At 64.0% G+C, this 13,006-nt stretch carries 8 protein-coding genes; 5 read left to right on the top strand and 3 right to left on the bottom strand.

Annotated features, from left to right (window positions below; translation table 11 throughout):
• Nucleotides 1-119 precede the first annotated feature (119 nt).
• Entirely contained in the window at nt 120-1,571 is a 1,452-nt protein-coding gene (gene boxB / locus DY467_RS03215; RefSeq protein WP_164634007.1) for a benzoyl-CoA 2,3-epoxidase subunit BoxB, read from the top strand.
• A gap of 326 nt (nt 1,572-1,897) precedes the next feature.
• Entirely contained in the window at nt 1,898-4,882 is a 2,985-nt protein-coding gene (gene gltA, locus DY467_RS03210; protein ID WP_164634006.1) for an NADPH-dependent glutamate synthase, read from the top strand.
• Between the two features lie 200 nt (nt 4,883-5,082).
• Here the strand turns inward: gltA and DY467_RS03205 are convergent, their stop codons facing one another.
• The gene (locus DY467_RS03205) at nt 5,083-7,116 is read right to left on the bottom strand and encodes a YgiQ family radical SAM protein (protein ID WP_164634005.1); all 2,034 of its coding nucleotides are present in this window, start codon (nt 7,114-7,116) and stop codon (nt 5,083-5,085) included.
• Nucleotides 7,117-7,182: 66 nt separating this feature from the next.
• Nucleotides 7,183-7,797 (bottom strand): TetR/AcrR family transcriptional regulator, encoded by a 615-nt coding sequence (locus DY467_RS03200; protein ID WP_349627604.1) that lies wholly within the window; start codon nt 7,795-7,797, stop codon nt 7,183-7,185.
• Between the two features lie 146 nt (nt 7,798-7,943).
• On the opposite strand from DY467_RS03200, the gene DY467_RS03195 reads away from it, so the two are divergent.
• Genes DY467_RS03195 through DY467_RS03185 form a run of 3 tightly spaced genes read left to right on the top strand, consistent with a single transcriptional unit; the run spans nt 7,944 to nt 12,816 of the window.
• Nucleotides 7,944-8,975 carry an HlyD family secretion protein gene (locus DY467_RS03195; RefSeq protein WP_164634004.1) on the top strand — a complete coding sequence of 344 codons (1,032 nt, stop codon included), beginning with the start codon at nt 7,944-7,946 and terminating at the stop codon, nt 8,973-8,975.
• Entirely contained in the window at nt 8,972-11,686 is a 2,715-nt protein-coding gene (gene rbbA / locus DY467_RS03190) for a ribosome-associated ATPase/putative transporter RbbA (protein ID WP_164634003.1), read from the top strand. Before DY467_RS03195 ends, rbbA begins: the two co-directional genes overlap by 4 nt.
• Nucleotides 11,687-11,688: 2 nt before the next feature.
• Nucleotides 11,689-12,816: an ABC transporter permease gene (locus DY467_RS03185; RefSeq protein ID WP_164634002.1), complete on the top strand. Its 1,128-nt coding sequence runs from the start codon at nt 11,689-11,691 to the stop codon at nt 12,814-12,816.
• A 7-nt stretch (nt 12,817-12,823) separates the two neighbouring features.
• On the opposite strand, the gene DY467_RS03180 is transcribed toward DY467_RS03185, so the two are convergent.
• Nucleotides 12,824-13,003, bottom strand: a complete 180-nt coding sequence (locus DY467_RS03180) for a hypothetical protein (RefSeq protein WP_107342872.1) — start codon at nt 13,001-13,003, stop codon at nt 12,824-12,826.
• Nucleotides 13,004-13,006 lie beyond the last annotated feature (3 nt).

Genomic DNA, 13,006 nt, shown 5'->3' with positions numbered 1-13,006 from the left:
TTCGTCATTGCGAGCGAAGCGAAGCAATCCAGGACCGCGCGCGAGGTAGCTGGATTGCTTCGTCGTTCCGTTCCTCGCAATGACGGTGATTGATACCGCGATCAACCCGGGAGCCGCCCATGAATATGAACATCATGCACGTCGACTATTCGACCAAGATCCCCAACAACGTTGATCTCGGCTCCGATCGCCAGGTGCTGAAGGCGCTCGAAGGATGGCATCCCGGCTACATCGACTGGTGGAACGACATGGGGCCGGAGGGCTTCCAGGAGTCGCTGGTGTACTTGCGCACGGCGTATTCGGTCGACCCGCGCGGCTGGGCGAAGTTCGACTACGTCAAGATGCCTGATTATCGCTGGGGCATTCTGCTGGCGCCGAAGGAAGAAGGCCGTGTCGTGCCTTTCGGCCAGCATTACGGCGAGCCGGCCTGGCAGGAGGTGCCGGGCGAGCACCGCGCGATGCTGCGGCGGCTGATCGTGATCCAGGGGGACACCGAGCCTGCCTCGGTCGAGCAGCAGCGCCATCTCGGCAAGACCGCGCCATCGCTCTACGACATGCGCAACCTGTTCCAGGTCAACGTCGAAGAGGGCCGCCATCTGTGGGCGATGGTGTACCTGCTGCAGAAATACTTCGGACGCGACGGCCGTGAGGAGGCCGACGGTCTGCTCCGCCGCCGCTCCGGCTCGGACGATGCGCCGCGGATGCTGGGTGCGTTCAACGAGGCGACGCCGGACTGGCTGTCGTTCTTCATGTTCACCTACTTCACCGATCGCGACGGCAAGATGCAGCTGCACAGCCTGGCGCAGTCGGGCTTCGATCCGTTGTCGCGCACCTGCCGCTTCATGTTGACCGAAGAAGCGCACCACATGTTCGTCGGCGAGACCGGCATCAGCCGGGTGGTGCAGCGGACCTGCGAGGCGATGCGCGCCGCCGGGATCACCGATCCGACCGACATCGACAAGGTCCGCGCGCTCGGCGTGATCGACTTGCCGACGGTGCAAAAGAAGCTCAATCTGCACTACTCGCTGTCGCTCGATCTGTTCGGCTCGGAAGTTTCGACCAACGCTGCCAATGCGTTCAATGCCGGCATCAAGGGGCGCTTCCACGAGACTCAAATCCAGGACGACCACAAGCTCGAGCACGACACCTATCCGGTGCTGAAGCTGGTAGACGGCGAGATCAAGCGTGTCGACGAGCCGGCGTTGACCGCGCTGAACATGCGGCTGCGCGACGACTACTCGCAGGATTGCGTCAAGGGTCTGCTGCGCTGGAACAAGGTGATCACCACCGCCGGGTACGACTTCCAGCTCAAGCTGCCGCACGTCGCGTTCCACCGCCAGATCGGCGAGTTCAAGGATGTCGAAGCGACGCCCGACGGCGTGCTGATCGATCCGGCGACCTGGGCCAAGCGGCGCAACGAATGGCTGCCGTCGAAGGATGATGGCGAATTCATCGCCTCGCTGATGGTGCCGGTGTCGGAGGCCGGGCAGTACGCGCCGTGGATCTCGCCGCCGAAGGTCGGCATCGACAATCGCCCGGGCGATTTCGAGTACGTCAAGATCGAGACCTGAGGCGCGCGGGAAGCTCTAGCGCTCTCATTCTTAGACCTATGTCTAAGGCCGCCCGACGAAAGCCGGGCGGCCTTTTGCATGCCGGTCATGCATGCGGAACGTCGGGTGAAGACTCGCTTGCTGCCCGTCAGCGCCGGTCAATAGCGCACAAATCAGCCGAATCCGTCGATCGTCACCCGAGTGGACTGCGTGCGCCGGCAACCGTGCGGCGCCGGACCGGACATGACCGAAGTCAAATCAATTTGGCGCTCGTTGGCTATTTTGAGCCGCTTTCCCCTCACCTCTCGATGCCGTTCGCCGGCCTCGGACCAATCTGTGCTGTCACCATGTATCGTATTGTTCGACGCGAGCAGTTCTCGGACGCGACCTTCCTGTGGGACGTCGAGGCACCGGATATCGCGGCTTCTGCCGAGCCCGGCCATTTCGTCATGCTTCGTCTCTACGACGGTGCCGAGCGCATTCCGCTCACCGTCGCCGATTTCGATCGCGACAAGGGGCTGGTGACGGTCGTCGTCCAGGCGCTCGGCAAGACCACGCGCGAGATGCGCGACAAGTTCAAGGAAGGCGAAGCATTCGAAGACTTCGTCGGTCCGCTCGGTCTGCCGCAACACATCGACAAGGTCGACCACGTGGTGTTCGTCGGCGGCGGCCTCGGCGTCGCGCCCATCTTCCCGCAGCTCCGGGCCTTCAAACAATCCGGCGCGCGCACGACCGCGATTATGGGCTTCCGCACCAAGGATCTGGTGTTCTGGGAGGACAAGTTCCGCGAATTCGCCGACGAGCTGATCATCTGCACCGATGATGGCAGCTACGGCGAGCCCGGCCTCGTCACTGCGGCGCTGGAGCGCATCATCACCCAGCAGAAGCCCGACAAGGTGGTGGCGATCGGCCCGATGCCGATGATGCACGCCTGCGTCGAGACCACCCGTCCGCACGGCGTCAAGACCATGGTGTCGCTCAACACCATCATGGTCGACGGCACCGGCATGTGCGGTTCATGCCGGGTCACGGTCGGCAATGAAGTGAAGTTCGCCTGCGTCGACGGCCCGGATTTCGACGGTCATAAGGTCGACTTCCACGAGCTGCACGCCCGCCAGAAACGTTTCAAGACCGAGGAAGACAAGGCGAACGAACACTTCGCCCATGTCTGCAATCTCGAAAAGCAGCTGATCGTCGAGGGCAAGCGCAACTACAAGAAGCTGGCGACGCTGCCGCCGCATCAAACCCCGATGCCCGAACGCAACGCCCACGAGCGCGCCACCAATTTCAAGGAAGTCAATCTCGGCTATTCGGTCGAGGAAGCCCTGCAGGAAGCCGAGCGTTGCATTCAGTGCATCACGCCGACCTGCGTGGCGGGCTGCCCGGTCGGCATCGACATTCCGGTGTTCATCCGCAACATCCTGTTCCGCGACTTCGACGCGGCGCTGGAGACGATCTATCAGTCGAGCATCTTCCCCTCGATCTGCGGCCGCGTCTGCCCGCAGGAGACGCAGTGCGAAGCGCAGTGCATCATCCGCAAGTACAAGAAGCATGAGCCGGTCGCGATCGGTCGTCTTGAGCGCTTCATCGGTGACAACGCGCGGGCGCCGAAGAGCAAGCCGATCGATCTGTCCAAGACGATCGGCAAGGTCGCGATCGTCGGCTCCGGCCCGGCGGGCCTTGCCGCCGCGGCCGATCTCACCCGCTACAATGTCGAGACCACCGTGTACGAGGCGCTGCACGTGCTCGGCGGCGTGCTGCAATATGGCATTCCGTCATTCCGGCTGCCGCGCGACATCATCGATCGCGAAATTCAGCGGCTGAAGGATGTCGGCGTCAAGTTTGAGACCAACAAGGTCGTCGGCAAGACCTTCACCATCGAACAGTTGATGCGCGACCGCGGATTCGACGCGGTGTTCGTCGCGGCCGGCGCCGGTGCGCCGACCTTCTTGGGTATTCCCGGCGAGTTCGCCGGCCGGGTCTATTCGGCCAACGAATTCCTCACTCGTATCAATCTGATGGGCGGCGACCGCTTCCCGTATCTCGATACGCCTGTCAGCGTCGGCAACAGCGTCATCGTGATCGGCGCCGGCAACACCGCGATGGATTGCTTGCGTGTCGCCCGCCGTGTCGGCGCCGAGACTGTGCGCTGCGTCTATCGCCGGTCGGAAGCCGAGGCGCCGGCCCGCATCGAAGAAATCCGCCACGCCAAGGAGGAAGGCGTCGACTTCTTCTTCCTGCATTCTCCGGTGGAGATTCTCGTCACCGAGAGCGGCGACGTCCGTGCGGTGCGGCTGCAGAAGATGGAGCTCGGCGAGGCCGACGAGCGCGGTCGACGCAAGCCGGTGCCGCTCGACGAGTTCATCGAGCTCGAATGCGACACGGTGATCTATGCGCTCGGCACCAAGCCGAATCCGATCATCGGCCAAGCGACGCCCGGCCTCGCGCTCAACAAGTGGGGCAACATCGCAGCCGATGACGACACCCAGTCGACCAACATGCCGGGCGTGTTCGCCGGCGGCGACATCGTCACCGGGGGCGCCACTGTGATCTTGGCGATGAGCGCGGGCCGCCGCGCCGCCAAGTCGATCGCCGCTTGGCTGCGTCTGAACAAGACCAAGTGGCCCATCACCGCGCAGGATGCCGACGATTTCGTCGCCGGCAAGCTGGCATCGCCGATCGAGGAGGATGGCGTGGCGCATTGCCCGAAGTGTCACCAGCCGCTGGAAGGCTCCGAAGAATACATCTGCTGTGCCGGCTCCGAGCTGCAATGGCGCTGCGACGACTGCGCCAAGGTCAGCGAAGGCTTCGCGTTCCCTTACGGGATGTGCCCGCATTGCGGTGGCAAGCTGCAGCCGCTCGACCGCGCCGGCGTCAACGACGAGGCCGGGCTTGCGGCGATCCGCACCGCGTTCGAGATCGAACTCGGCGGCCGCGCATTCTATGCCCGCGCCGCGAAAGAAACCTCCGATCCGACATTGCAGGAGCTGTTCCTTAGCTTCGCCGCGATGGAAGAGGAGCACATGACCACGCTGGCCAATCGCTACCATGTGGCGATTCCGCAGGCGACCGAGGGCTTCCATCTCGGCACCGCGGCGATCATGGCGGGTGTCAAAGGCCGGATCGGCGATCCGACCACGCTGTTCGAAGCCGCGATCGAGTTCGAGCGGCGCGCCGCCTCGTTCTTCAAGACCCGGGTCGGCGAGACCCCGGACGGTTCGGTCGAGCGTCAGCTCTATCGCGAACTTGCCGCCGAAGAGGACGAGCACGTCTCAGTGCTGCAGACCGAATTCGCGCGCTGGAAAGAAGGCAAGCGCGGGCTGCTGACGTAATACCCAGCAGCAGGCCGTCATGCCCGCGCTTGTCGCGGGCATCCACGTCTTGAACGCCGTGCAAGACCAAAGACGTGGATGGCCGGGCCTTCGCCGCGCCGAAGGCTACGTCCCCGCAGGCGGGATGAGCCCGGCCACGACGCATTGATGGCTGAGATCAATAGCCTCGGCATCAGCGGGCGGCTTGCGAGCAGCGTCGGCTACTTCACCAGCCGCACGCCCTTGGTAGTGAAGCGCTGTGGCTTTGGTCCATCGCCGCGCACCGGGCGGCGGGTGCCGGCGGCCTTGCCGGTGCCGGGCGGCTGATGCGCCGGCACCAGCTGATCCGGCCGTGAGCCGATCAGGTCGGCGCGTCCCATCGCTTTCAGCGCCTCGCGCAGCACCGGCCAATTGTCCGGATCGTGATAGCGCAGGAACGCCTTGTGCAGCCTGCGCTGCCGCAGGCCCTTGATCGCCTCGACCGGCTCGCTGGCGCCGTGGCGGACGCCGCGCAGCGGGTTGACGCCGCTGTGATACATCGCGGTCGCAGTCGCCATCGGTGACGGCAGGAAGGTCTGCACCTGGTCGGCGCGGTAGCGATTGCGCTTCAGCCACAGCGCGAGGTTCATCATGTCCTCGTCGGTCGTGCCGGGATGCGCCGCGATAAAATACGGGATCAGATAGTACTGCTTGCCGGCCTGCTTGGCGGCGGCCTCGAACATCTGCTTGAAGCGGTGATAGGCGCCAATGCCCGGCTTCATCATTTTGTCGAGCGGCCCGCGCTCGGTGTGCTCCGGCGCGATCTTCAAGTAACCGCCGACGTGATGGCTCACCAACTCCTTGATGTAGGCCGGGCTCTTCACCGCCAGATCGTAGCGTACGCCCGACGCCACCATCACCTTCTTGATGCCCTTCACCTCGCGCACCTTGCGGTACAGCCGGATCAGGTCGTCGTGCGAGGTGTTGAGGTTCGGGCAGATATCCGGGAACACGCAGGACGGCTTACGGCACGAGGACTCGATCGTCGGGTCCTTGCACGCCATCCGGTACATGTTGGCGGTAGGGCCGCCGATGTCGGAGATCACGCCGGTGAAGCCAGGTGTCTTGTCGCGGATCTTCTCGATCTCCTGCAGGATCGAGGCTTCCGACCGGCTCTGGATGATGCGGCCTTCGTGCTCGGTGATCGAGCAGAAGGTGCAGCCGCCGAAGCAGCCGCGCATAATCGTCACCGAATTCTTGATCATGTCCCACGCCGGGATCTTGGCATTGCCGTAGGACGGATGCGGCGCACGGGCGTAGGGGAGGTCGTAGACCGAGTCCATCTCTTCGGTGGTCAGAGGGATCGGCGGCGGATTGAGCCACAGGTCGCGATCGCCATGGCGCTGGACCAGCGGTCGCGCATTGCCGGGATTGCTTTCCCGATGCAGCACGCGCGAGGCGCGGGCATAGGCTTCCTTGTCCTGCTCGACCTGCTCACAACTCGGCAGCCGGATCACCACGTCGCCGCGCACCTGCCGCGCGCCTTCATCGGCGGCATCGAGGTCGTCGGCGTGCAGTTCCGTGTAGTTGTCCGGCACGCGGCGGAACAGCGCGACGCCGCGGATGTCGTCTAGCTCGCGCGGTGCTTCGCCGGCAGCTAACCGATGCGCGACTTCGACCACCGCGCGCTCGGCGTTGCCGTAGAGCAGCAGATCGGCCTTGGCGTCCGCCAGCACCGAGCGCCGAACCTTGTCGGACCAGTAATCGTAATGCGCGATCCGGCGCAGCGAGGCCTCGATGCCGCCAAGAATGACCGGCACGTCTTTGAACGCTTCGCGGCATCGTTGCGCATAGACCAGCGTGCAGCGGTCCGGCCGTTTGCCGCCTTCGCCGTTCGGCGTGTAGGCATCGTCGTGGCGCAGCCTTCGGTCCGCCGTGTAGCGGTTGACCATCGAGTCCATGTTGCCGCCGGTGACGCCGAAGAACACGCGCGGCTTGCCAAGCGCTTTGAACGGCTCGGCGGATTGCCAATCCGGCTGCGAGATAATGCCGACGCGAAAACCCTGGGATTCGAGGAGCCGGCCGATGATCGCCATGCCGAAGCTCGGATGGTCGACATAGGCATCACCAGTCACCAGCACGACGTCGCAGGCATCCCAGCCGAGCTTATTCATCTCGGCCCGGCTCATCGGCAGGAAAGGCGCGGGCTTGTGCGGTGCCGCGCTGGAGCGGAACCGGGTCATCAGCGGCGGGGCCGTATCAATGGATGTCTGCATCGCCCAGGCATAAGACCGGGGGACGGTAAGTTCAACGGCAAGGGCCGTGCCGTCTCGCCGCTGTGATCACTCCGGCAGTGGCGGAAGATCGCCGACGGCCAGGTTCCGGGCTTCCTCGCGCGACACCCCGAGGCCGACCAGCACCCATTCCACGGTCTCGGCAGCCGCGTCGACCCACGTGCGGTGGCCGTCGAGACTTGTAAAAATGGCACCCAGGATCGCGCCCGAGATGAAATTAGCAGCCGAGGCGATCTGCGCGGGACCGAGGCTGTGGCCGCGTTGCGACAGTCCGGTGGCTAGGTCGTCGAGCGGACGTCCGTCCCAGACCACCCGCAGAGTCGTCGAACTCATGCCGAACCGGCAGACGAACCGGCCGAGCCGTGGCTCTTCATGCGCCTGGCGGATCAGCAGTCGCATCCAGGTCGCGAGCCGCCGCACCGGCTCATGACACTCCGCCAGCGCCACGGTCAGCCGGGGATTCAATTCGGTGGCGAGATTGGTAACCACTAGGTCGAACAGGCCGGTGAGGTCGCCAAGGTTATTGTAAACTGTGCCCCGCGCGACACCGGCCGCCTGGGCCAAATCGGTTACGCTGATCTGCGTCAGTCCGCGCTCGGCGAATAATTGCATCGCCGCCAGGTAGATCTGTCGCTGCGCCGGGCTGGACACGATCTTGGACACACTTGATCTGATTTGAACAATTGTGTTCAATACCGCGAACGAGCTTCGCGGACAATCCGTTTCAAAGCGGAATTGGCCTTTAACGAGCGGAGGGATAGCTGAGGCGGGGGCGCTCACTGTTCAGTCCGTGATTCCGGAGCCGTATGATGACGATCTTCCACCCGACCCGCCGTGGTGTCCGGCTGTTCAGCGCCCTGTGTGTCGGAGCCGGCATTTTGGCCGGCCCGCTTCCCGCTCACGCCGACGATAAGTTCGACAAGCTGATCCAAAAGCTGATGCCGAAGCGGCTGCCCGCGGGCTTTGCCTCGGCCAACGGCCGGCTCGAATCCGAACAGGTCGAGATCGCCACCAAGCTGGCGGGCCGGATCGCCGAAGTCCTGGTGAAGGAGGGCGACGAGGTCGAGAAGGGCCAGCTTCTGGTGAAGATGGACGTCTCCGACATTCAGGCCCAGCTCCTTGCTGCCGAAGCGCAGGAGCGCCGCGCCGTGCAGAGCAAGGCGGTCGCTGAAGCGATGGTGCTGCAGCGGGAAAGCGAACAGAAGCTCGCCGCTCAGCAGCTCGGCCGCGCCGAAGCGCTGTTCGAAAAAGGCTTCTCCACCGCCGAAATCCGCGACCAGCGCCAGGCCGCGCAGAACGTCGCCGACGCGGCGCTGATCGCCGCGAAGGCGAGCCTCAGTGACGCCACGGCTGCGATTGATGCCGCCCGCGCCGAAGTGGCTCGGATCAAGACCGTGCTGGACGATATGCAGCTGAAGGCGCCGCGCCGTGGCCGCATTCAGTACAAGCTGGCGCAGGCCGGTGAAGTGCTCGGTGCCGGCTCCCGCGTGCTGACGCTGGTCGACCTCACCGACGTCTACATGACGGTGTTCGTGCCGGCGAGTGTCGCAGCCGCGTTGGCTTACGGTTCCGACGCCCGGCTGATCCTCGACGCGATCCCGCAATATGTGGTGCCGGCGAAGGTCACCTTCGTGGCCAGCGAAGCGCAGTTCACGCCGAAGGCGGTCGAAACCAAGGACGAGCGCGAAAAGCTGATGTTCCGCGTCAAGCTGACGCTGCCTCCGGACCTGCTGCGCAAATACGAGCGCGAGGTGAAGACCGGCGTGCGCGGGATGGCGTATTTGCGCACGGACAGCGACAAGCCATGGCCGGATAACCTGCAGGTCAAGCTGCCGCAATGACCGGCTTCGCCGCGCGTCTCACGCATGTCACTCACGCCTACGGCGCGATACATGCTCTGGACGACGTCACGCTGGAATTACCCGCCGGCAAGATGGTCGGCCTGATCGGGCCCGACGGCGTCGGCAAATCGACGATGCTGGCGCTGATCGCCGGCGTGCGCCGGATCCAGAGCGGCGACGTGCTGGCGCTGGACGGCGATATGCGCGATGCGCGTCATCGCGCCGCCAGTGCGGCGCGGATCGCCTACATGCCGCAGGGCCTCGGCCGCAATCTGTATCCGACGCTGTCGGTGTTCGAGAATCTGGATTTCTTCGGTCGGCTGTTCGGCCAGGGCACGGCCGAGCGCAAGGCGCGCATTGCAGAGTTGCTGCGCGCCACCGGCCTGTCGCCGTTCGGCGATCGGCCTGCCGGCAAACTGTCCGGCGGCATGAAGCAGAAACTGTCGCTGTGCTGCGCGCTGATTCACGATCCGGATCTGCTGATCCTCGACGAGCCGACAACCGGCGTCGACCCGCTGTCGCGCCGGCAGTTCTGGGAACTTATCGATCGCATCCGCAAGCGGCGGCCGCAGATGAGCGTGCTGGTCGCCACCGCCTATATGGAAGAGGCCGAGCGGTTCGATTGGCTCGCGGCTCTCAACGACGGCAAGGTGATTGGTGCCGGTGCTCCGGCCGAACTGCGGGCGCAAACCAAGCAGCCGACACTGGATGCAGCCTTCATCGCGCTGCTGCCGGCCGAGATGCGCGCCAACTATGCCGATGTTGTGCTGCCGCCGTTGCCGAACAGCGGAGACGGCTACGCGATCGAAGCCGAGAACCTGACCTGCCGGTTCGGCGACTTCACCGCGGTCGACCAGGTTAACTTCCAGATCAAGCGCGGCGAGATCTTCGGCTTCCTCGGCTCCAACGGCTGCGGCAAGTCGACCACGATGAAGATGCTAACCGGCCTGCTGACGCCGACCGAAGGCGAGGCGCGGCTGTTCGGTGAAGTGCTCGACGCCTCCGACATGGCGACCCGCAAGCGCGTCGGCTACATGTCGCAGAGCTTCTCGCTGTACTCCGAATTGACGGTGCGGCAGAACCTGCTGCTGCACGCGCAATTGTTCGAACTGCCGAGTGCACAAATTCCCGATCGCGTCGCCGAGATGCTGGCGCGGTTCGATCTCGCCGATGTTGCCGACTCCCGACCCGACAGCCTGCCACTCGGTCTGCGCCAGCGGCTGCAGCTTGCGGTCGCGGTGATCCATCGCCCCGAAGTGTTGATTCTCGACGAACCGACTTCCGGCGTTGATCCGGTGGCGCGGGATTCGTTCTGGCGGATGCTGATCGGGCTGTCGCGCCAGGACGGCGTCACCATCTTCATCTCGACCCACTTCATGAACGAGGCTGAGCGCTGCGATCGGATTTCGTTGATGCACGCCGGCAAGGTGCTGGCGGTCGGCGCGCCGCACGAGCTGGTCGAGCGCCGCGGCGCTGCCGATCTCGAGCAGACCTTCATCGCCTATCTGGAAGAGGCGACTGGCGTTCAACATGACGGTGAAGAGGACAGCTTCGCCGCGCCGCGCGAGGCGATCACCAAGCAGCACTGGTTCAACCCGGCGCGGCTCTGGGCCTACGCCCGCCGCGAGACGATGGAAATTCTGCGCGACCGGCTGCGGCTCGCTTTTGCGATCCTCGGCCCCTTGGTGCTGATGCTGACCTTCGGGTTCGGTATCTCGTTCGACGTCGAGAACCTCACCTACGCGGTGTACGACCAGGACAACACGCTGGAGAGCCGCGAACTTCTCGAGAGTTTCTCCGGGTCGCGATACTTCCAGCAGGCGCCGGATATCAAATCCGCGGCAGACATCGATCGGCGGCTCGCCAGCGGTGAATTGAAGCTGGTGATCGAAGTGCCCCACGGTTTCGGACGCGACCTGTTGACCAACAAGTCGCCGGAAGTGGCGGTGTGGATCGACGGTGCGATGCCGTTCCGCGCCGAGACCATTCGGTCCTACGTCACCGGACTGTCGCAAGCCTATCTGGCCGAGCAGTATCGGCGGCATGCGATGGCGTCACCCACCGCGCCGATCAACATCGAGACCCGGTTCCGCTACAACCAGGCGTTCAAGAGCGTGTACTCGATCATTCCCGGCGTGATTACGCTGATCCTGATGCTGATCCCGGCGATGCTGACCGCCGTCGGCGTGGTCCGCGAGAAGGAAGTCGGCTCGATCACAAACTTCCGGTCGACGCCGGTGACCGCGACGGAATTCCTGCTCGGCAAGCAGATCCCCTACGCGCTGCTGTCGTTCTTCAGCTTCGTGCTGTTGCTGCTCGGAGCGATCGTGATCTTCGGCGTTCCGGTGCGAGGCTCGGTCGTCGCACTCGTCGGCGGCGCGCTGCTCTACGTGTTCTCCACCACGGCGCTCGGCGTACTGTTCTCGTCGTTCCTGAGCACGCAGATCGCCGCGATCTTCATCGTCGCGATCATTTCGATCATCCCGGCCGTCAACTTCTCCGGCCTGCTGGTCCCTGTATCGTCGCTGTCGCAGACCGGGCGGTGGTTCGGTGAGGCGTTCCCTGCGGCCTGGTTTCAGGAGGTCAGCATCGGCGCCTTCACCAAAGGCATGAGCTTCTGGATGCTGGCGCCGAACCTGCTGATCCTGTTCGGGTTTGGCTTGGTGTATTTGATTGGTGCGATCCTTGCGCTGCGCAAGCAGGAGGCGTGACGATGGGCTCGATGCTACGGCATATCTATCGTCTCACCGGCAAGGAGCTGCGCAGCCTGTGGGCCGACCCCATCCTGCTCGGCTTCATCATCTACGTCTTCAGCGTCGCGATCTACACGATCGCCACGGGTGCCAAGCTGGAAGTCGAGGCCGCGCGAGTTGCGGTGGTCGATGAGGATCATTCCGAACTGTCGCGCCGCATCGCCGCCGCGATGCTTCCGCCGCTGTTCCGCACCGCCGAACCCATTGCTCCATCCGAAATCGATTCTGCGATGGACACCGGTCGCTACGTGTTCGTCGTCGAGATCCCGCCGAAATTCGAATCCGACGCGCTCTCCGGCAAGAACCCGACCGTGCAGATCGATGTCGACGCGACCGCTATGGCGATCGCCGGCAATGGCGCGGTCGATATCCAGAATATCGTGCTGAATGAAACCGCAGCTTACCTGCGCAAGGATTCCGGCTCATCCAACGCGCCGGTCAATCTGGTGATGCACGCCAAGTTCAATCCGAACCTGAACTCGGCTTGGTTCACCTCGGTGATGCAGGTGATCAACAACATCGCGACGCTGTCGATCATTCTGACAGGCGCCGCGCTGATCCGCGAACGCGAGCGCGGCACCATCGAGCATCTCCTGGTGATGCCGGTGAGGCCGCTCGACATCATGCTGTCGAAGATCATCGCCAACGGCGCGGTGATTATCATCGCTGCGCTGCTGTCGCTGCAGTTCATGGTGAAAGGCGTGTTGAGTGTGCCGATCATCGGCTCGGTGCCGCTGTTCACCTTCGGCATGGTGCTGTTTATGTTTTCGGTGACGGCGCTTGGTCTGCTGCTGGCGACCTACGCGCGCACGATGCCGCAGTTCGGCCTGTTGGCGATCCCGGTGATCGTCATTCTCTATCTTCTGTCCGGCGCCAGTACGCCGATCGAGACGATGCCGCCTTGGCTGCAGTTCGTCATGCAGTTCACGCCGAACACGCAGTTCGTCTCGTTCTCGCAGGCGGTGCTGTACCGTGGCGCTGGGCTCGATCTGGTCTGGCGACAGCTTCTGGCGTTGCTCGTCATCGGCGTTGTCACGCTCGCGATCTGCCGCATCCGCTTCGCCAAGACCATCTCGTCCCAGGACTAACGTCGCCTCAGGCGGACCAGCAGTCCTGCTCTTCGCGATACGCCTGCTCGTTGAGGCGGTCGGCGATATCGTCGGCGAGCTTCTTGCTCTTGGCTTCGGCGATCGGCTGACCGTCGCTGGTCTTCAGCGCGGTCTGATCGGTCTCGATCGGGAAATCCTGCGGCTCAAGTTCCTTGCGTTCGCTCATGGC

The sequence above is a fragment of the Rhodopseudomonas sp. BR0G17 genome (assembly GCF_010907025.1).
Lineage (GTDB): Bacteria > Pseudomonadota > Alphaproteobacteria > Rhizobiales > Xanthobacteraceae > Rhodopseudomonas > Rhodopseudomonas palustris_H.
The sequence above is the reverse complement of the archived record's forward strand: the minus strand, read 5'-3'. Positions and strand labels throughout refer to the sequence as shown.